The organism is Bradyrhizobium sp. 45 (assembly GCF_023073155.1).
GTDB lineage: Bacteria > Pseudomonadota > Alphaproteobacteria > Rhizobiales > Xanthobacteraceae > Bradyrhizobium > Bradyrhizobium canariense_D.
Genome location: NZ_JADPIX010000065.1, coordinates 36,939 through 55,164, shown reverse-complemented (window position 1 = coordinate 55,164; position 18,226 = coordinate 36,939). Strand labels below are relative to the sequence as shown.

The 18,226-nt window shown below is 61.3% G+C and carries 17 protein-coding genes and 8 pseudogenes; 20 read left to right on the top strand and 5 right to left on the bottom strand.

From position 1 onward, the window contains the following. Window positions 1-93: 93 nt before the first annotated feature. Together IVB42_RS12655 and IVB42_RS12650 are read right to left on the bottom strand one after the other, a co-directional pair. Window positions 94-180 (bottom strand): annotated as a pseudogene (locus IVB42_RS12655) (SOS response-associated peptidase); the annotation flags it as partial. Window positions 181-183: 3 nt separating this feature from the next. Next, a pseudogene (locus IVB42_RS12650) lies at window positions 184-435 on the bottom strand (hypothetical protein); the annotation flags it as partial. A gap of 402 nt (window positions 436-837) precedes the next feature. On the opposite strand from IVB42_RS12650, the gene IVB42_RS12645 reads away from it, so the two are divergent. The 5 genes and pseudogenes from IVB42_RS12645 to IVB42_RS12620 all read left to right on the top strand — a co-directional run bounded on the left by IVB42_RS12645 (window position 838) and on the right by IVB42_RS12620 (window position 3,486). Next, window positions 838-1,158 carry a DUF736 domain-containing protein gene (locus IVB42_RS12645; protein ID WP_247397839.1) on the top strand — a complete coding sequence of 107 codons (321 nt, stop codon included), beginning with the start codon at window positions 838-840 and terminating at the stop codon, window positions 1,156-1,158. Window positions 1,159-1,419: 261 nt separating this feature from the next. After that, window positions 1,420-1,599, top strand: a complete 180-nt coding sequence (locus IVB42_RS12640; RefSeq protein ID WP_247397836.1) for a DUF6499 domain-containing protein — start codon at window positions 1,420-1,422, stop codon at window positions 1,597-1,599. Between the two features lie 111 nt (window positions 1,600-1,710). After that, a complete protein-coding gene (locus IVB42_RS12635) occupies window positions 1,711-2,058 on the top strand; it encodes a DUF2285 domain-containing protein (RefSeq protein ID WP_247470299.1) in 348 nt (115 codons plus the stop codon). Window positions 2,059-2,307: 249 nt separating this feature from the next. Beyond that, the gene (locus IVB42_RS12625; RefSeq protein ID WP_247397833.1) at window positions 2,308-2,589 is read left to right on the top strand and encodes a helix-turn-helix domain-containing protein; all 282 of its coding nucleotides are present in this window, start codon (window positions 2,308-2,310) and stop codon (window positions 2,587-2,589) included. A gap of 7 nt (window positions 2,590-2,596) precedes the next feature. Next, window positions 2,597-3,486, top strand: a pseudogene (locus tag IVB42_RS12620) (replication initiator protein A). 586 nt (window positions 3,487-4,072) lie between these two features. Here IVB42_RS12620 and IVB42_RS12615 read toward each other — a convergent pair. Continuing rightward, a pseudogene (locus tag IVB42_RS12615) lies at window positions 4,073-5,119 on the bottom strand (IS110 family transposase). A 278-nt stretch (window positions 5,120-5,397) separates the two neighbouring features. On the opposite strand from IVB42_RS12615, the pseudogene IVB42_RS12610 reads away from it, so the two are divergent. The 14 genes and pseudogenes from IVB42_RS12610 (at window position 5,398) to IVB42_RS12550 (ending at window position 15,162) form a co-directional block, all read left to right on the top strand. Continuing rightward, window positions 5,398-5,860: pseudogene (locus IVB42_RS12610) on the top strand (DUF2840 domain-containing protein). Beyond that, window positions 5,857-6,358, top strand: a pseudogene (locus IVB42_RS12605) (S26 family signal peptidase). Before IVB42_RS12610 ends, IVB42_RS12605 begins: the two co-directional pseudogenes overlap by 4 nt. A gap of 2 nt (window positions 6,359-6,360) precedes the next feature. Further along, window positions 6,361-7,254 carry a lytic transglycosylase domain-containing protein gene (locus tag IVB42_RS12600; protein WP_247470297.1) on the top strand — a complete coding sequence of 298 codons (894 nt, stop codon included), beginning with the start codon at window positions 6,361-6,363 and terminating at the stop codon, window positions 7,252-7,254. A gap of 193 nt (window positions 7,255-7,447) precedes the next feature. After that, window positions 7,448-8,536 (top strand): IS110 family transposase, encoded by a 1,089-nt coding sequence (locus IVB42_RS12595; RefSeq protein ID WP_247470307.1) that lies wholly within the window; start codon window positions 7,448-7,450, stop codon window positions 8,534-8,536. A 1,375-nt stretch (window positions 8,537-9,911) separates the two neighbouring features. Then, window positions 9,912-10,181 (top strand): DUF3363 domain-containing protein, encoded by a 270-nt coding sequence (locus tag IVB42_RS12590; RefSeq protein ID WP_247394855.1) that lies wholly within the window; start codon window positions 9,912-9,914, stop codon window positions 10,179-10,181. A gap of 47 nt (window positions 10,182-10,228) precedes the next feature. Further along, a complete protein-coding gene (locus tag IVB42_RS41905) occupies window positions 10,229-10,606 on the top strand; it encodes a DUF3363 domain-containing protein (RefSeq protein ID WP_253075411.1) in 378 nt (125 codons plus the stop codon). 55 nt (window positions 10,607-10,661) lie between these two features. Further along, window positions 10,662-10,979, top strand: coding sequence for a hypothetical protein (locus IVB42_RS41900; RefSeq protein ID WP_247480162.1), 318 nt, complete (start codon window positions 10,662-10,664; stop codon window positions 10,977-10,979). Next, window positions 10,921-11,412: pseudogene (locus IVB42_RS12580) on the top strand (type IV secretory system conjugative DNA transfer family protein); the annotation flags it as partial. The gene IVB42_RS41900 and the pseudogene IVB42_RS12580, both read left to right, overlap by 59 nt. After that, window positions 11,393-11,545 (top strand): TraM recognition domain-containing protein, encoded by a 153-nt coding sequence (locus IVB42_RS12575; RefSeq protein WP_247470305.1) that lies wholly within the window; start codon window positions 11,393-11,395, stop codon window positions 11,543-11,545. The pseudogene IVB42_RS12580 and the gene IVB42_RS12575, both read left to right, overlap by 20 nt. Then, window positions 11,542-11,994 carry a type IV secretory system conjugative DNA transfer family protein gene (locus IVB42_RS12570; protein WP_247470303.1) on the top strand — a complete coding sequence of 151 codons (453 nt, stop codon included), beginning with the start codon at window positions 11,542-11,544 and terminating at the stop codon, window positions 11,992-11,994. The genes IVB42_RS12575 and IVB42_RS12570 overlap by 4 nt, the downstream gene beginning before the upstream one ends. Window positions 11,995-12,105: 111 nt before the next feature. Continuing rightward, window positions 12,106-12,525: pseudogene (locus IVB42_RS12565) on the top strand (CopG family transcriptional regulator). 603 nt (window positions 12,526-13,128) lie between these two features. Then, window positions 13,129-13,353, top strand: coding sequence for a hypothetical protein (locus IVB42_RS12560; protein ID WP_247470296.1), 225 nt, complete (start codon window positions 13,129-13,131; stop codon window positions 13,351-13,353). A 103-nt stretch (window positions 13,354-13,456) separates the two neighbouring features. After that, complete coding sequence (locus IVB42_RS12555; RefSeq protein WP_247470295.1) at window positions 13,457-14,098, top strand: SDR family oxidoreductase; 642 nt, start codon at window positions 13,457-13,459, stop codon at window positions 14,096-14,098. A gap of 68 nt (window positions 14,099-14,166) precedes the next feature. Beyond that, on the top strand, window positions 14,167-15,162 hold the full coding sequence (locus IVB42_RS12550; protein ID WP_247289279.1) for a nitrilase-related carbon-nitrogen hydrolase: 996 nt from the start codon (window positions 14,167-14,169) through the stop codon (window positions 15,160-15,162). 1,123 nt (window positions 15,163-16,285) lie between these two features. On the opposite strand, the gene IVB42_RS12545 is transcribed toward IVB42_RS12550, so the two are convergent. After that, the gene (locus tag IVB42_RS12545) at window positions 16,286-16,456 is read right to left on the bottom strand and encodes a hypothetical protein (protein WP_247339234.1); all 171 of its coding nucleotides are present in this window, start codon (window positions 16,454-16,456) and stop codon (window positions 16,286-16,288) included. A 1,122-nt stretch (window positions 16,457-17,578) separates the two neighbouring features. On the opposite strand from IVB42_RS12545, the gene IVB42_RS12540 reads away from it, so the two are divergent. Continuing rightward, on the top strand, window positions 17,579-17,992 hold the full coding sequence (locus IVB42_RS12540) for a hypothetical protein (RefSeq protein WP_247394863.1): 414 nt from the start codon (window positions 17,579-17,581) through the stop codon (window positions 17,990-17,992). 8 nt (window positions 17,993-18,000) lie between these two features. On the opposite strand, the gene IVB42_RS12535 is transcribed toward IVB42_RS12540, so the two are convergent. After that, entirely contained in the window at window positions 18,001-18,171 is a 171-nt protein-coding gene (locus tag IVB42_RS12535) for a hypothetical protein (RefSeq protein ID WP_247371270.1), read from the bottom strand. Between the last annotated feature and the right edge of the window lie 55 nt (window positions 18,172-18,226).

The window sequence follows — 18,226 nt, the reverse complement described above, 5'->3', positions numbered from 1 at the left end:
GCATGCCTCGCCTCAACCGACGCGGCCCGCGCCCACGACATTCGAATCATGGTTGCCCATGGATTCAGAAGCCCGCAACAAAAGCAACTGTAATGCTAGATTGCCGACATATCGATTCATGCGCCTAAACAGGCCGGTGATCGCCGCCTGGTTGGTCGTGATCGAATAGAGATTGCACATCAGTCAGGCTTCGGTTCGAGGGTGGCGAGACTGCCAAGTCAATTGTAGCAGAGTCGCGGATGGACGCCGGCCTGCCTTGGCGCATTTGCGGCAGCGCAGCCGGCTGGCCAGATCATACACGAAGGTGGTTGGCGGGTGCTTCATCGCCGCAAGGTCGACGTCGCTCGGCGTCTTGCAGCACGTGCACCTGATCTCGAGCCAAAGGAAGCCTCTGTTCACGGGTTGGTCGATGGTGCGCGACGGATCGATCGGTTCGGCGCGCGGCGCTCGATCATTCCTTCCGGGACGATATCGCCCATTGCGGCAGATTGTTTCTCTTTCTGCGCCGAACCGTATCGACCTCTTGTGCAGTTCAACCGAGCTTCGCCAAGTCTTCTCCTTAAGATTGCGGTTCAGCACGCGGACGCACGTGGCCTCTTTGAGGGCTTGATCTGGCCCAAGAGCGGCTGCGCCTCGATCGTCTGAGCCGCAACGCCGTTGGAGCGACTTTCTTCCCCTGGGCTTGCGCCCATTCCTCGCGAGACAAGAAAGTCGCTCCAACGGCGTCCTCCGCTGCGCTCCGGCCCGCCAGCGGGTGCGTCGCCGATCGTCTTCGGCCTTTAGATCGCCATCGAGGCCGCGGTGGTCGCGGGCTCGAAACACAACAGGAGAAGTGACATGGCTAACATCGGTTCTTTCAAGAAAGTCGGCAACGATTTCCAGGGCGAGATCGTCACCCTGAGTTTGCAGGCCAAGGGCGTCCGCATCGTCGCCGAGACCAACCGCTCCAACGATAACGCTCCCAGCCACCGGATCTATGTGGGTCGGGCGGAGATCGGGGCAGCCTGGTCGAAGCGCTCCGAAGACGGCCGCGACTACCTCTCGCTCAAGCTCGACGACCCCTCGTTCAACGCGCCGATCTACGCGAACCTCTTCGATGACGAAGGCGGCGAGGGATACACCCTGCTCTGGTCGCGGCCCCGCAAGAACGGCGAGTAGACGCTCTGCCAGCCCCGTCCGGTCCGCCGGGCGGGGCTTCTCAAATCCTACCTCGGGAGCAGGGGCGGCTCTTGCGCGGCAGCGACTCAAAATAGAAGAAAATCGCCGACTGGCGGCTTGCACGCAGAACGATTTTCTTCCGTTATCCGGTGGTCATTCCAGTGCACCACGTGGTGCCAACCTAGAAGCTTCCTACAACCAGCCTCGTTCATACCTATTGCGCCGCAATCCTTGTTAGCTGCGTGCAATGGGACGGAAGCAATGCCTGAATTTGACTGGCGGTCGCCGGATTCCTACAAGAGCCTAGAAGGCGCCGAAATCGCCGACATCGCCTGCAACGCGGACTATCGACGAGACTACGAAGCGATGATCGCTAGCAGCCCAGATGGCCAAGCGACCGCCGAGTTCAGGAGGAGGTGGGGCATCTGCTTTCGCCCGTGACCCTCAGCGGTCCTTCGATGAGCAGACCTCTTTTGGGCGCCCGAGGTTCTGACTGCGGTCGTTCCAGTAACGGTTGGCTCGGCCGCCGATCGCAGCTCGGCGTCTCAGCCATTGCTCGATCTTACAGCAAGTCAGGTGCGGCGCGCCGCCGATGGCTGGCGCGCCGTGCCGCGCGTCGGCGCCGTGGATCACCATGTCTGGTCCAAAGAACCGCCGGTACTCAGCGCCGCTTACGTTGTTGAACTACCGTTCGACGACGATCTAGAAGCGGGTGCGTATGCAGTCCGGCGGCTGTGGCGCGCGATGAATGGACGCGCGCCAGGTCCTGCATTTCACAAACTATCTAAACAGCGGCGCCAACGTCTGAGCGCCGCGATCCGTGCGCTCGATGCTCGCAGCGCCGGCGGTAGCTATCTCACTGTCGCCGAAGCGCTGTTCGGCAAAAAAGCGCATCCCTGATCGCGCCTGGAAGACGCACGATTTGCGCAATCGAACGGTCCGCCTGGTGAAGGGCGGCCTCGCGTTGGTACGCGGAGGTTACCGCAAACTTCTGCGGCCCGGCCGAAGGACGAATAGCCCTCGGCCGAGGGATATCGAAAATGATGCCCTCAATATTCGGCATCCCCCTCCGAGATCGCGCTTCTCCATGATGACCGCAGACACGCCGGCTCCGCTATGCGCGGTGCGTTGTCACCTTGGAGTTCTCAAATGCCCGATTCGACAGCCGGTCTACCTCCGCGCTTCCTGCGTACACCAGAAGCCGCGCGGTATCTTGACCTTTCCGGTCGTACGCTGGAAAAGCACCGCACGTACGGCACCGGGCCGACGTATCGGAAGATCGGCGGACGTGTCGTCTACGCCCTGGATGATCTGAAGGCGTGGGCCGATCTCGGCGCCAAGACGTCGACGTCCGACCCCGGGAAGGGGACCGTGCTGCCGGCCAGGAAACATCCGAACCTGCGCCCCTATGCAGGCCAGGAACGACGCTGATCGCTAGATGAGGACAGTAGCGAAGCGGCGAAAACTCCCATCCGAACGCGATGAACTTGAACTGTTTCGGGCGCTACCTGGCGATCTCGCGCCGGGCGACGCGCAGGGTCTGATGGCGTATCCGTTCTTTTCCCTCGCAAATACCAAGCGAGTCGTTCCGATTGATTTCCGTGCTGGCGTAATCTCCATTCGTGTCGAGGCCGTGCCGGAACACGGGATGGCAACCATTTGGGATGCCGATGTCCTGATTTGGGCCGCGTCGCAGATCGTCGAAGCGCGAGACGCGGGCCTGAAGACGTCGCGCCTGATGGCTGCAACTCCGTGCGAGATTCTGACGTTCGTTGGGCGTGGCACTAGCGCACGCGATTACGATCGCCTTAAGGCGGGTCTCGACTGGTTGCCGACCATGCTGACGTCGATCCGCCAGCCTGCAGAACGACGACGCCATCGGTTCTCCTGGATCAACGAGTGGAAGGAGACGGCGGACACAAACGGACGCCCGTTCGGAATCGAACTGATCTTGACCGATTGGTTCTATGCCGGCGTGATCGATGATGCGCTCGTGCTCACCATTGATCGCACGTATTTCGATCTGACGGGCGGACTCGAGCGCTGGCTTTACCGTCTCGTGCGTAAGCACGGTGGCCGGCAAGAGGGCGGCTGGAGTTTCGATCTTGTGCATCTCCATGCCAAGTCCGGCGGCCTCTCGCCACTTAAGCCTTTTGCGTACGACGTGCGCCAGATTGTCCAGCGGCAGAGATTGCCCGGCTACGCGCTGGTGCTCACGCGCGACGCCAATGGCGCCGAGCGATTAACCTTCGTGCTGCCCTCATCGATCCAGTCACCGAGAGACTTCGCAAGCGCGGTCTCATTCCGAAGACGGGAGATAGCCTGTGAATCACCTCGTGCTATCGGGGACCGCAACCCTCGTGCCATCAGCGACCGATCCTCGTGCTAACGGGGACCGAAATCAGGCCTAAGTCCTCGTCTAATAGCGCTTTCCAGCCGCCGTAACTCTTCTAACGTACTAACACTAACTTCTTGTTGTGAATCAGTGCGTTGTGAACAAGCCGGTCGCGCATGCAGCGACGATGCCTCATGCATCTACTCTCTCAGGCGCGAAGCCGTCCTGCAATGCGATTCTTGTCGCCACTGCACGCGCGCGAACGCGATCGCGCGCAAATCTGCGCGATCATCGGAAACGGGGTCACCGCATCACGATCGTTGCTTTCCCTTGCGGCAGCTCGCTCGTCGAGGAGAACTCGCTAACATCCGTGGTTGGCACGATGGCGACCACAAGCCGGAATCTGAGGAATGGGCGGTCAGGCTAACCAGCGCCGTGCGTGATGGCTTCAAACGTCGTCATGAAGCCGCCGGCAAGAAAAGTTGCGATCTCACCCAAAACCCCGTCTCCTCGGGAGACGCCGCTCCGCCGTGGCGGAAGGAAAAGGCGCGCGTGGAAGCGGCCTGGTCGCGGAGGCCCTTACATCGCCGCAGCGACCCGGCTGCGCTTGCCGCCGGCGCCAAACCGGAAGGTCGTGCCATCGATCCAGATCTTGTGCAGCAGCACGGCGCGCGCGCGCCACCGCCGTTGCCGCGCGCTTCAGACCCTTCTTCCTGGCCAGCCGCAGGCCGCACAGCCGCGGCTTAAAGTTCTTTGGAATGCGCGTCAGGATCGCGATCGCTGCCTCGTACAGCATTGCCCGCGTCAGCTCATCGCCGCATTTGGAGATGCTGCCGATCCGGTCGGTCTGCCCGGATTGGTAGCGCCGCGGCGTCAACCCAAAATGCGCGCCGACATTGGTCGACTTCCTGAATCGGGCCGGGTCGTCGACAGTTGCGCGGAATGTCAGCGCCACCAGCGCGCCGACACCGGGGACCGTCATCGTCCGCCGCACCGCGTTGTCGCTGCGCGCTGCCGCCAGCGCCAGGCGGTGCAGCTTCGCCATTGCAGTCGCATGGCGCCGCGCGCGTCCAGCAACGGCGTGACGATGGCCTCCAGTTCCTTCTTTCCGGCCATGATCTCGCGCACGCGTGCGTCAAAGTGGCCGACTGAAATCTCGCCGACTTTGAGGCCAAACGGGCGCAGCAGGCCGCGGATCATGTTCTCCATGTCCAGCACCTTGCCGAGCATCGCCTTGCGCCCGACCAGCAGCGCGCGCAGCGTTTGCGCGCCTTCCGACTTGACGTGCACCGCGCGGAACCAGCCGGTCCGCATCATCTGCGCAATGCCTTTGGCGTCGTTCCGATCGGTCTTGTTCAGCAGGGCGTTCAGCGCTGCCTTGGCATGGCGGTTTTCGATGCAAATCACGGGCAGGCCCTTTTCGCTGAGCGCCGTGAACAGCCAGGCGCTGTACGAGAAGGCTTCCAGCCCGACGCGCTTGAGGTGGATTCCCCGCTCCGCCAGGAACAGCTCGATCGCATCCGGATCGGTCTCGAGTTTTGCTTCCCGGACTACCTTGCCGTCGCCGTCCACCACGCAAATGTTCGTCGCGTCCAGCGACACGTCAAGCCCTGCATAGAAGTCCATCATGCGGCTCCACTGCCGATCGCCGGCACGCACCGCGCGTTCCGTTCGCGAATCGTTGTGAAGCATTTTCGCAGCAGCACGGCCGGCGAGGGGGCACAGGTCAGTACCCCGGCTAACCAGAAATCCTTCGGATTTCTTCTAACGGACCGGACCGAACGCCGCATTGGACTCGATCGTCAAGCGCGGGCCGCGAGTCGCGCTTGCCTTCACCAGCCGCCTACGTACTTCGCCGAACGCAAAGCTCACGGCTGTCAGCTCCAGCATCAAGGAGCCGCGGCATGAGTAATCTCACCGAAGTAGAAGTCCTGTGGCTTGAGAAGCGCATCGAAAACCGCATTCGGTTCGGTCGCATCGTCAAGGAACGGAAGCTTGATCGTCACCGCCGTGTCCTGTCATTTGCGCCCGGCAGCATCTTTGCCTTCGTCCGTTGGACCTCCAACGACTTTGGCATGATCATTTCGCGGATTGACATTCTGCGCGCGGTCGCACCGGGACAACGCTGCTCGACCGTCCCCTATGTGACACCCGGCGGAGAGATTCTGCTGCGTCTCCGGCTGGCCGAAGGTCGAGCGCGTGCTGCAGATGACCGATGCGATTGAGGTGCTCAGCATCGATCCGGCTGACGTCGCTCCTGATCATTGGCATCACGTTCATAACCGTCTGGCGGTCAACGAGAACCCGCGTCCATATACGAAGGCGCGCCACCAGGCTTGGCTTCATCGTCAGAGGGTGATGCGATGACGGGCCGCCTGATGATACTGACGACCACGTTTGCGGTTGCTGCCGCGCTCGTCTCCACAATCGTCCTGGAGCCGCTTCCACTCTACATTTGGAACGCATCGGCAAGCGTGCCAATCGGCCTCTATACTGTACGATCGGAGAAGCGCTTCCATGTCGCCGAGCTGGTCGCGGGAGCCGCTTGCGACCTTTCTCGACCTAAATAGCTATCTGCCGGTCGGCGTGCCCATGCTCAAGCGCGTCTTGGCGCTGCCAGGGCAGACGGTCTGCAGAAACGGGCTCACAATTTCCGTCGATGAAATTGCGGTCGGCAAGGCGCGCGATCGCGACGGACGCGGTCGGCCGGCGCCGAAATGGCAGGGTTGCAGCGTTGTCAGCGACGGCGAGCTCTTTCTCATGAACTGGCAGTCGGACGACTCTCTCGATGGCCGATATTTTCGATTTCTTCCGGCGTCGGCCGTGATTGGCCGTGCGCTGCCGGTGTGGACCTGGGAGGAGTGAACGTGCGTGTTCCACGTGTTCACCCCGCCATTCCTTCGTTCGATCGATGGCGGGATCATTCCTACATTCCGATCAGTATCTGCGAGGCTACCGCGTGCAGCGGCAGTCCAAGGCGGCCGAATACCTGGCGCGGAGCCGCGTTACCCTGGACGGGCGCGAGCACGACGGGATGGCTGGCCTGGTTGTGCGCGCTTGTTTTGACTATCGCTTCGCTACTGCTCATCTGCGCTGTGCCGTTCGGTGCCGCTGTCGCGGAGAGCGGAGCGGCCGCGGTTCGCGCGGTCACTCAAACGAGCAACCAATTTGCAGGCTTTGTCGACGAAGCCTCAGACCGCTTTTCAGTTCCGGTGAACTGGATTGGCTCAGTCATCAACATGGAAAGTGCTGGTGACGCGCATGCCAGATCGCCTAAAGGCGCAATGGGCCTGATGCAAATCATGCCGTCGACCTGGGCGGAACTGCGCGAGCGCCATAATCTCGGCCGTGATCCCTACGACCCGCGCGACAACATTCTGGCAGGCGCGGCATATCTGCGTGAACTGCTCGACCGGTATGGCTGGCCTGGCGTGTTGGCGGCGTACAATGCGGGACCAGCTCGCTACGAAGAGCATCTCGCGGGCGGCCCATTGCCAGACGAGACGCAAGCGTATGTGGCCAAGCTTGCAAGTCTGCTTGGCATCGAGTTGCCTCCGACGCGGACCACCGGCCGGCGGTTTTCGACAGCTGCAGCGTTGTTCGTCGCGCGATCCGATCGGATGAAAACACGCGATCGCTCGTCGGCGCTCAGTCCTTCGAGCGGCGCCACGACCGCAATCTCGGCGCCCGATGTTTCGCCCCTGGTACCCCGGCCTATTGGCGTGTTCGTCCCTCGATCGGATTCGCGAGCTTCGCAATGACCATGTGTGCGGGTTCGCAAGCCATGGCGTGCTTCAGCGAGGAATTGGCGGAAGGGGCAGAGCAGTGGGCAAACACGACGGCAGGACGGCCGCCCGTAATCGGTCTCCTGCAGAACTTGCGGCGGCGGAGCAGATGGTCTGCGCGATGAATATTGCGCACACTGCACCGGCTCAGCAACGCGGGAGGCGTGTGATGGAATTCTTCTGTGGTTTGGACGTCGGCATGGACGAGACGGCGATCTGCGTGGTGGACGCGACCGGCAAGGTGATGCTGGAGACGGCGGTGGTGACCGATCCGGACGCGATCAAGGTGGCGCTGACGCCCTATCTTGGCCGCTTGCGACGCCTTGGTCATGAGGCGGGATCGCTGTCGCCCTGGCTGCATCCGGAGCTGCTCAGGCTGGGCCTGCCGGCGGTCTGCCTGGAGACTTTGCATGTTCGCGCGGCGCTGAAGGCGCAGCGCAACAAGACCGACCGGGCAGATGCGCTCGGGATTGCCCACATCATGCGCACCGGCTGGTTCCGGCGCGCCCATATCAAGAGCGAGGCCTGCTACCGGCTGCGGCTGTTGTTGACGCACCGGCGCAATCTGAAGCGCAAGTTTGTGGACCTCGAGAATGCGATCCGGCACTCGCTGAAAGTGTTTGGCATCCGGCTGAACCGGGTCGGGCGCGGCGGCTTTGCGCAAGTCGTGCGCGAGGCGGTCGCCCACGATGCGCTTGTCAGCGAGCTGATCGACGCCATGCTGAATGCGCGCGCGGCGCTGTGGAAGGAGTACTGCCGGCTGCACGACCTGGTGGTTCGCCTGGTCGCCGGCCATGAGCTGTGCCGGCGCTTCATGCAGATTCCTGGCGTCGGCCCGATCGCGGCGCTGAGCTTTATGACCGCGGTCGATGACCCCTCGCGCTTCAGACGCTCGCGCGACGTGGCGGCGTATTTTGGCCTGACCTCGCGGCGCTGGCAGTCCGGCTCGTCTATCGACGTCAAGGGCCGGATCAGCAAGGCGGGCGACGGTGACGTGCGGCGGGCGCTGTACGAGGCGGCCAGCGCTTTGCTGACTCGCTACAAGAAAAAAGACAAGGTCAAGGCGTGGGGGCTGGCGCTGGCCAAGCGCTCCTCGCACCGCAAGGCGACGGTGGCGGTAGCGCGCAAGCTCGCTGTGATCATGCATGCGATGTGGACCAGCGGCACGTTGTACTGCGGCGATCCGGACGCCTCGGCGGCGGAGATGCATGCCGAAACAACAGCTAAGCCGCGCAAATTGCTCGGGCCCTACGCATGAGGCGCGTGATCCTGCAACCTGGCAACGACGCGGTGATGGCCGCGACCTGAACACGGAGCTCCGCCGCCGGCGGATGAGGACTGGTGCAGCACCAACACGACGGAACGCACGTTATCTTGCCTGCGACGATGCATCTTCGGATGCCGACCGATCGCGCCGGATTGCCTGTGATGTGGCTCCGTCACACCGATGGAAAGATGCGCCGCGACGGCGTCCGCGCTGCCTTGCTGCAGCGACACTGTGCCGTCGCTGAGCGCGGAAGACTGCACGGCGCATCAGGACTCGCAAGCATCGCGGCGCATCGTGTCATGGCGTGGATCAGAGAGGCTTGTCGCAAGCGAGAAAGGAAGCGAGAATGGCTGAGGTCAGACAGACGACACGACCGATTAAGACGGCAGGATAAAAGCCGCAAGGTGCGGCCGGTCGGTTGTGAGAGAAAGTATATGGATTTCAATGATCGACTAAACATTGCGGCGACTCGAAGCAAAGTTCGGCTTTCCCCAAGGCGCTGTTCTTACACGGCTTTCGATGCCTTGCGGCGGCCGGAATGACGCGCGAGGATGAGCTTCGGATCCGTCCCGGCCGTATCCGCTCCACGCGCGCGCCCCGGACAAAGCCGTTTGTGGCGCAGGTACTCACAGCCGCTCAGAAGGCCGGCGGCCTCTCGCGAGGCAAGGATGGCCATGGCGGAAAGTTTGGACGCGGTCGCGCCGCGAGCATCGCTGCGGCACGGCTTCTCAACGCCAGCGGCCGCGGTGCTATGGTCAAGGCGCGGGTGGTGCGGCGGATGCGTTCACCGGGCGCGTTGCGCGCCCATATCGGTTACCTGCAGCGCGACGGAGTCACACGAGACGGCGCTCAGGGCAAACTATTCGACGCCGAGGCGGATGATGCGGACGGTTGCGCCTTCGTCACGCGTTGCGAGGGTGACCGCCATCATTTTAGGTTCATTGTCTCGCCTGATGATGCGGGTGAACTTGCCAGCCTGCGTAGCTTCAGTCGGGAGCTGATGGACCAAGCCTCGCGCGACCCTGGCACACGGCTTGACTGGTGGCGGTCGACCACTCGAATACAGAGCATCCGCACATTCACATCCTCGTGCGGGGCGGTACCGATGATCTGCCGACTTCGTCATCAGTCGCGGTTATATCGCTATGGGCTTGCGCGCCGGCGCCAGCGACCTTGTCATGCGCGAACTTGGCCCTCGTTCGGAGCTCGAGACTCGCCAGAGCCTTGAGGCGGACACGACAGCCGAACGCTGGACCACACTCGATCGGACGCTTGCCCGGGAAGCGGGGACGGCGGACGGCGTTATCAAGTTGAGGTCCGAGCGGGGTGCCGGGCGCGATCCATTGCGGGAAAGCGGATTGGGCGCATGCGGACGCTCGCGCGGCGCGGTTTGGCGGAACCTGCGGGCCCCGCCGTCTGGGTTCTGGCCCCCGATGCGGAGGCGAGGTTGCGCGCGCTGGGCGAGCGCGGTGACATCATCAAGTGGCTGCACAAAGCCCTCACGCGGGACGGCGCCAGCCGCACCCCCGCATCCTGGGCACTGGAGGGCGAAACTCATGGCGAACCAATCGTTGGCCGTCTCATCGGGCGCGGGCTTGATGAAGGGCACAGCCTTTGCCGTTGTCGACGGGATTGACGGGCGTGTGCATCACGTGAAGCTTCCTGCTGTCGAGGCGGCCGGCGATGGGCCTGATCGGTGGGATCGTGGAACTGCGCCGGTTTGCGGACACCCGTGGTCGAACACGGATTGCGCTCGCGGTTCGCTCGGAGCTCTTTCTGGACCAGCAGGTCGCGGCGGATGGAACAACGTGGCTAGACCGGCAGCTCGTCGCGCGAGATCCTGCCGAGCTCTCGCGCATTGCGTTTTGGCGCCGAGGTCCGTGCGCACTTGAACGGCGCATCGATGTTTTGGCCGACCAAGGACTCGCCCGGCGCGATGGCAACAAGGTCCGGCTAAGCCGCAACGTGATCGAAAGCCTCCGCGAGCGCGAATTCGACGTCGTTACACGACGGCTCATGGAGCAAACGGGGCTTCCGCACTTGTCATCTGATGTTAGGTGAGCAGATCTGAGGGGATTATCGTGGACGTCTGTCACTGGCGTCCGGGCGCTTCGCGATGATCGAGAACGGCCTCGGCTTTCAGCTTGTGCCCTGGTCGCCTTCGCTCGAGCGGGAGTGGCCGCGTTCGGTGATCGTCCACGAAATCAAGCGCGAGAATTTCCAGTTGACCTCGGGATGGCGCGCGCGCCGTGGAGATGTAATCTTATTCGACCGACAAACACGCCAAGCGCCGCCTACAACTTGCGAAGTACGAGAAGCGCAAAATTTCTGCATATCCTGGTTGATCCCGAAGGGGCGCTCGAGCGCCGCAACCATTGGGAAAAACCAGCCATTTTCTGCTCGTCGGCGCTATCCTGCATGTCCTCTACGCTGAAGCTGACAAGACACTTGCCGGGGCTCAACTTGGTGATCGCGTTCATCCCGTCGTCGCTTCAGCAGCGCGAGAGCTGCTCAACAAGAGCGAGAACGAGGGGTCGGGCGTGCTGTCGACCACAATGAGCTTCTTGGGCCTTTATCGCCATCCGGTCGTTGCTAAGGTCACCGCGCGGAGCGATTGGCGCATTCTCGATGTCGCCGACAAACCGCAGCCCGTTTCACTCTATCTCGTCGTGCCGCCATCCGACATCTTCCACACAAAAGTTCTGATTTGGCTCATCCTCAATCAGATCGGACGGCGCCTGACCGAGAGCCTGGATCCCGACCGGCGCCGTCAAAAGCTCCTCCTGATGCTCGACGAGTCATGCAGCTCTGGGCTGCCTCGATTTGTTCGAGAGCCAGCTTGCATTCATGGCCGGCTATGGCATTCGCAGTTTCCTGATCACTCAGAGCTTGAACCAGTTAGAACGCGCTTATGGGCCGAACCACGTCGACAATCGTCACATCCGGATAGCCGTCTCCACAATGACGATCGCACCGCTAAGCGCGTCTCGGATGCGCTGAGGACCGCGACCGAGCTGCGCGCTATGAAAAACTATGCCGGGCATCGCATAAGCCCCTGGCTTGGACACTTGATGGTGAGCCGCCAAGAAACGTCCCGTCCTCTCCTGACGCCTGGCGAGGTCATGCAGCTCTCGTCGAAAGAGGCGATTGTGATGGTGTCGGGCCTCCACCCGCTGCGTGCCACCAAGGTTCGTTATCACGAGGACCCGCAATTTCAGAAGCGAATCTTCAAGCCCCTAAAGCAGCAACAATTCTCTTGTCCTCGCGCCCGGATGAGGACTGGTCGGGGCACCCATCCCCTGCGCCCTCGATCGAACGGCTTGCGACTCGGCAGCGAAAGCATGGCGACCCGAACGGGCGGCTCCGGCGCGAGCCAGAATTGCCGCAGCACGAGGAGATCGAAATCAAGGCACCGCTCGCGGAACATGAGTTCGATGCTGCTCCCGTGAGCCCGACGCAGATGCGGTCCAGGCACAAGCGCTAGGCCGCGTAATGCAGGGATTAGCGCGCGACCAGCCTCGACCTGACGATGGCATGGACCTCTGAGTGGGGACAAATCGGTGAAAAAGGTTCAGCTCAGTATCTAACTTGATCCGCAGACATTCAGGACCCTTGATGTCTTTGCGGAGCGTCGTGGCCAGCCCAAGTCGCTGGTCGCAGCGGCCGCGATCGCGTCATTTCTTTTGCCTGACAATTCCGAGCGACGCGAGGCGGCTATTGCCAAGCGGCTGGATCGCATCGTACTGCTGCTCGAGCGTCTCGAACGCAATGACAGCATCACGCTCGAGACGCTCGCCCTTTTCGTTCGCTTCTGGTTGACATCGCTGCCGGCATTACCAGAACAATCCAGTCCAGCCGCTCGCGCCAAATGCGCCGAACGTTATGATCGAGTCGTTGAAGCGCTTGGCCGACGGCGTTCCAGCGGATCAACCGTTCTGAAAGAGGTGAGCTTGGATTCGAACGCCGCAATTCCAGAGTAATTTAACAATCGCCGGAGCAGGCGGACGATGCAGGACTACAAGGGAACTTGCGAGGGTGCTCGCGCCGAGTAGTTCGGCCGCAGATAACGACAGGGCCAAATCGAACGGACCGAGCGCCTTAGATCGGGACCGACGGCAGATATCTGAGGGCTGGGAGGCCGCATGACATGAATGCTGAAATCTGAAGCGAGTTGAGATGAGTACGGCCTGCATTCGAGCTGCCGCTCGATGGAGTAACGCTGCTTGCTTGAGCAAGCGGCAGCCTCTCCAGAGTTCCGGAAGCTCTTCTCAATACGTGGCCTACCAGTTTTTGCGGATTGCATCGCAGGTCCTCTGTGTTAGCAATCCACCTTGCACGGTCTTAGTCTCTGCGAAATCCTGTCGAAAATGCGAGAACTTGCACTGCCCCAAACTTCAGCAAACTGGTGTAACGTTATCCGTTTACGTCAGATTGCAATGAGGCAACCGCTGAGACCGCCTGCAATATGTTTTCACAATTCCAGAGGAACGGAACTACATCGTCCACTTTCGAGGGAAGGACAACTGGAGAAGCACATTGGCTTGGAGCCGTTGAATGAGGCCCAATCCCGCCGGATGGCGGTGATGGCCAAGCATCCTCACACCAAGATCAATCTGATCAGCTCGCTGGCCTCGCGACAAGACGGCGTTACGCAAGCAGAGTTGCGCAAGGCCACAGGATGGAAGCTTGTCCCGATGCCCCTGATCGCGAAGCGGTGCAAGATGAAGCTGATTACCAAACGTGAGAAGGGCAGCGTCACTCGCAAGAACGGTAAGATCGCCAGCAAGAGCGGCCACTTCACCACATGATGGCGCATCATTCCACTACGGCAGTTGCCGACGCGACTACCGACACAGTGGGCAGAAAGCCCTATCCGTCAATGCATAAGCCAAGTGATGCGGAAAACGCGTCATGAGCCAAAGTCCTGCAGGGAATCGCGAAGCTATCCCGACAGCGAGGCTCGGCTATTTTTCGCGTCGGCTATCCCGCTTCGGAGGAAAGCGCGAAACTGTTATAGCCCATTTCGATGCCAATGCCGAAATCGCGAAACTCGGCTCGCTCGCGCAAACAACTCAGCAGAGCGTTGACGTCTTCGTCAATTTCCCCGGATTCTATTTCAATACTCACAAGGCGCTGCCTCTCGCGCGCAACCCGAGCGAGATCGTCTTCACGGTTTCTTCGTCCAATCAGGTCGGAATCGCGCGAACATCGGTTGTGTCGGCATCCAAGGCCGAACTGTGCCACTTGACGCGAGCCCTTGGCACCCAACTGATCCGCCGAAGCGCTCGGATAAACGCCGAGAGCTCGGGCGCCACCGAAAGTCCGCTGTTTAGAAACATCGGCATTTCCGAGACCAGCGTGCAAGACCGCGCAACGGTCCCGCTGGAGCAGATAGCCGCGAAACACTTCGGTAAGCCACGGAAGATCGCGGCGCGTGAGCTTCCTCGCCTTCGGCGACGCATCCTACATCACCGGCATCGACGTGGCTGTCGATGGCAGACGCACACAGCCCTGAGTCCAACAAGCCCCCATGGGCTCGAAGAGCCCCCGTGAGAGTCATCCGTCATCCTCTACACCAGTTGCAGTGCAACGCGGATACTCACAATGTGCAGAAGAACAGAATGAGAAAAATCATTAAGGCAGCCGCCGTACAGATCAGCCCCGTGTTGTACAGCCGAGAGGGGACAGTCGAGAAGATCACCAGAAAGATTCGCGAATTGGGCAAAAAGGGGGTGCGTTTCGCCACGTTTCCCGAGACCATCATTCCCTACTACCCGTATTTCTCGTTCGTCCAGCCGCCCTTCACGCTTGCCAAGGAGCATCAGAGGCTGCTTGAGCAGTCCCTTACGGTACCCTCTGCGGAGACGCATGCGATCGGTGATGCGGCCAAGGACGCCCAAATGGTCGTTTCGGTCGGCGCCAATGAGCGGGACGGAGGATCGATCTATAACACTCAGCTCCTGTTCGATGCGGACGGCACGCTGATCCAGCGTCGCCGCAAGATCACCCCCACCTATCATGAGCGGATGGTCTGGGGCCAAGGCGACGGTGCCGGCCTTCGCGCCGTAGACAGCGCCGTTGGCCGGATCGGCCAGCTTGCGTGCTGGGAACATTATCTCCCGCTGGCAAGATACGCCTTGATTGCCGATGGCGAGCAGATCCACTCCGCGATGTACCCCGGCTCAATCTTCGGCCCTCTTTTCTCCCAGCAAACGGAAGTGAGCACCCGACAGCATGCCCTTGAATCGGCCTGCTTCGTCGTCAGCGCAACCGCATGGCTCAACGCCGACCAACAAGCCCAAATTGCCAATGACACGGGCGCTGCTATCGCCCCGATTTCCGGCGGTTGCTTCACGGCTATCGTTGCCCCCGATGGTCAATTGATAGGCGAGCCCCTGAAGGAAGGTGAAGGAGAGGTGATTGCCGATCTCGACTTCATCGAAATCGACGGGCGCAAGAGAGTGATGGATGCAAGCGGTCACTACAGTCGCCCTGAACTGATCAGCCTCCTGATCGACCGAACACCTTCTTCGCACGTCCATGAACGGACTATTCCTCCGAGGAGCGTGGCGACTGCCGGCCTTCATCGCGAGGACCGTGCTGCGGACGCCTCTTGACATTTTTTGGTCCTCCCCGCCCGAGCCGGAGATGGCGCATCCCCGCTTCGACCCGAACGGCCGGAGATCAGGTAATCGCCCGAGAGTCACGTGCGCAAAGAGAAAGAGCTTGTTTGCAGCAGGGCCATGCGGGCCGCTTGGCATGATCCAGACCGATTCTCTATTGGAGAAATGACTAGCTGCGGAGCCTCGCCAATGACCTTCAGCCTACAGCGCACCCGGTCACTGCAGCGGCAAGTTCGCTTCAGGTGTTCGAAAAGTTACGCTGACCGCCGCGCCCATCCTTGCCGCGCCCCGCCTTGAGATCTGGATGTTGCCTCGATGAGGACCCGCTCATGTTGGGAGCCTACATCGTCAGCTCGAGACGGCTCGTCACGGCAGCTCTTTCCGAGTGGCGCCAAACGGCGGACAGATCAGGTCCAGGCGATCCCCGCCGGGGAAGCTGGCGGCTGAAGGTGAACGCGCACTCAAGCTATGTGATCTCCATGCAACGGCAATCCTGCGCAAAACGAGCGCCCATTCGGGTTAGGAATTTTATGAAGGACGACAAAAACCAGATTACTCGCCGGGAAGGTGCCCACGGTTGCGCTCAACGATCCGGACCCAGCCCGCGGCTCGAGAAATGGGCCAAAAAGTACGAAAAGCTGTGTCCTGGACCCGGCCTCCATATGCGATGAAAATTCATAACTGCCGCCGCACGTGCTCTGGAAGGCGCTGGCACGCTCTCAGTAAACAACCGCACTTTCAGGGCGCAGTATCCAGGCCTATGCTGGCGGGATGGAGCAATCAGTACTTTTCAGGTGCCCGCGCAGACGGGCATGAACGTGCAGCAACTGCTGACGGGACTGGAGCAGATCGGTCCCGATACTCATCTACCGGTCGTTTGGCCGGCATGCTCCTCGGTCCATTTGGTGAATGCCTCCACCGGCAAGCTGTGACCACAGTGCTTCTGAAGTGCGGTGAGGGCAGTCGACGGGTGCCATCCGGCATGCTCACTCCGGTTTGGGTGCGCATCCTTTCCGGCGTAGTTCGCGTACCATCGCTGGAAAATCCAGCGCCTTGGAGGGGTGATGCTTGCTGCCGCTGCAGGCGTCGCAGTCGCCCTCGCTGCCGGCGCTCTTCCTCAAGCTTCGCCACCATCAGAAATGGCGCTTACGGCTGGCACGGTGCGGTGCAGCGGCAGCGTGCGTTGAAGATTGCGGCTGGCCGGCGAAGGTTTCCCCAGCTTAGCATCGTATTTCTCGGCCAGCACCAGAAGCCGCTTTCGCGTGAACGGGTCGGCCTGATCAGCCATCGTGGGCCCGCTCTGCAAAGCTCCTGTAGAACTCGACATCCATGATGTGCCCTCACTCAACGCCACCAGGATTTGCGCTTAAGTACATCGGCGGCTCCGATGCCAAGGCGGGTGAACAGGGGGGCCTTTCGCACAATATTCTGCAACGCGGCTGTAGCAGCCGATTTGGCGCAGTAAGCTCGCCGTCGGCAGGGGCAATTCACATGTCAGACCTCCATCGATCCGGAAGCGACGCCCGGGGTGCGGGCGGACCGATGAATCGGGTGGCTGGCGAGGACCGGCACAACGAGCGCTACGTCTGCAGCCATAACGAGGGGGATCCGCTGCGTCCTCCCGCCTGCCAGTGCGACCGATAGTTCCCCTGAGGCCTCCTGACAAGTGAGTGGTCGCACTCGGCCTGCTGATACGTTTGAACAGCCGTAGGACGGGCTCGACGTGCGGCACGCGAACGGGTGTAAGTCCTATCGCACGCTGGTGATGCATGCCGGAAATCGGGCGAGGCGCGGGTGTATTTGGTCGCCGCATGAGCTGGTGCGCTTCTTACGAGGCGCATCACCGCACAGGGAATAAGGCCGGTGCGTCCGCGCGGGTCGTTCGCGACCTCGAGGGCGCGAGGGCGCATCTAGATTGCGCCTGCGCCTCGTTTTTGATCGGTAACTTTGTCCATTTGACGTAAGGGTGCACGCACCGTCCGCGAAATCGCGCGTCTATCGGCGACCTGACTGTCTAGAGGCACAAGAGGCTACGACGTCTGGCGCTGGTCTTTAGGAATCCGCCCTTTCTTTCTTTCGGTACGCCAGGCTGCGACCAGAATGTCCCCGCGGTTGAAGCGGCATGCGGTCTCGGCCCTTTTGTCGTGCGTCATCGCAGGGCGATTCATCTGTTTCGACCAAACATCCAGACCACGCGCGAGCAAGCGCAGGCGGTGTGCGGTCGCAGAAAGAAGGAAGCTGGAGTATGCAGATTAGCGGCGGGCGCCGGGAAGAACCGAGCTCAAGTCGGAATGAACCTGAGGTGGACGCGCAGCCGAGTCCAAGCGAAGTTCAGCAGACCAGAAAGATAACAATTCAACTTTCTGAGTGCATTTTCCAGCGACTCGAAGCCGCGACTGACCGCCCTGGTATGGGCAAGAGCGTCGTCGTCGAGGCGGCACTTGAGCGCTTCCTGGATTCGGCGCCGCGTATAGAGGGTCTGGTTTACGAGGCGATCGAGCGAACGAATAAGCAGGTGCTCAGTCTGCGGACGGACATTGCGGTGATCGCGGAAACAGTGGCTCTCCATGTGCGATACCACCTCACGCTGACGCCGCCGATGCCGCCATCCAAGCAGGACGAGGCGTGCGACTGGGGCTCGAGCGCTTCAAGGCTTTTGCCGAGCAGGTCGATCGTCGCGTACGGTTTGGCCGGCCCTTGCTGCAGGAGGCAATTGATAGCTCGGGAAGTTCCAGCCGATCTGGGCCTGAAATGGGCGGCGGAGCGTCACGCGCCGTTCCACGAGCGCCAGTTGAAGAAGAAACCCACTGCGTGGCCGTCGTAGGTGAAAACTCAAACGCGGGTGCTGTCGCCGAGGAGGGCGGCAGCAATATCCACTTTCGACAGCTGCCAAACGCCTTGTGTTAAAGCCAGTGGCCGCGTTTCGAGCAACACGCGCAGCGATGCCGCTGGGCTGAGATCAGGCGAGAAGCCGGTCAACCGGGTTTGGAGCTGGCGGATCATCTCTTGCGTGTTCCTTCCCTTTGCAGCGGGATGTTATCTTTCCTACCTGTTTCGG

Bases quoted from the DNA above. Each gene is read 5' to 3' on its own strand.
- IVB42_RS12645 (WP_247397839.1), top strand. From the start codon at position 838: ATGGCTAACATCGGTTCTTTCAAGAAAGTCGGCAACGATTTCCAGGGC.
- IVB42_RS12640 (WP_247397836.1), top strand. From the start codon at position 1,420: ATGCCTGAATTTGACTGGCGGTCGCCGGATTCCTACAAGAGCCTAGAA.
- IVB42_RS12625 (WP_247397833.1), top strand. From the start codon at position 2,308: ATGCCCGATTCGACAGCCGGTCTACCTCCGCGCTTCCTGCGTACACCA.
- IVB42_RS12595 (WP_247470307.1), top strand. From the start codon at position 7,448: ATGGAATTCTTCTGTGGTTTGGACGTCGGCATGGACGAGACGGCGATC.
- IVB42_RS12590 (WP_247394855.1), top strand. From the start codon at position 9,912: ATGCGGACGCTCGCGCGGCGCGGTTTGGCGGAACCTGCGGGCCCCGCC.
- IVB42_RS41905 (WP_253075411.1), top strand. From the start codon at position 10,229: ATGGGCCTGATCGGTGGGATCGTGGAACTGCGCCGGTTTGCGGACACC.
- IVB42_RS41900 (WP_247480162.1), top strand. From the start codon at position 10,662: ATGATCGAGAACGGCCTCGGCTTTCAGCTTGTGCCCTGGTCGCCTTCG.
- IVB42_RS12575 (WP_247470305.1), top strand. From the start codon at position 11,393: ATGGCCGGCTATGGCATTCGCAGTTTCCTGATCACTCAGAGCTTGAAC.
- IVB42_RS12560 (WP_247470296.1), top strand. From the start codon at position 13,129: ATGGCCAAGCATCCTCACACCAAGATCAATCTGATCAGCTCGCTGGCC.
- IVB42_RS12555 (WP_247470295.1), top strand. From the start codon at position 13,457: ATGAGCCAAAGTCCTGCAGGGAATCGCGAAGCTATCCCGACAGCGAGG.
- IVB42_RS12550 (WP_247289279.1), top strand. From the start codon at position 14,167: ATGAGAAAAATCATTAAGGCAGCCGCCGTACAGATCAGCCCCGTGTTG.
- IVB42_RS12545 (WP_247339234.1), bottom strand. From the start codon at position 16,456: ATGGCTGATCAGGCCGACCCGTTCACGCGAAAGCGGCTTCTGGTGCTG.
- IVB42_RS12540 (WP_247394863.1), top strand. From the start codon at position 17,579: ATGGGCAAGAGCGTCGTCGTCGAGGCGGCACTTGAGCGCTTCCTGGAT.
- IVB42_RS12535 (WP_247371270.1), bottom strand. From the start codon at position 18,171: ATGATCCGCCAGCTCCAAACCCGGTTGACCGGCTTCTCGCCTGATCTC.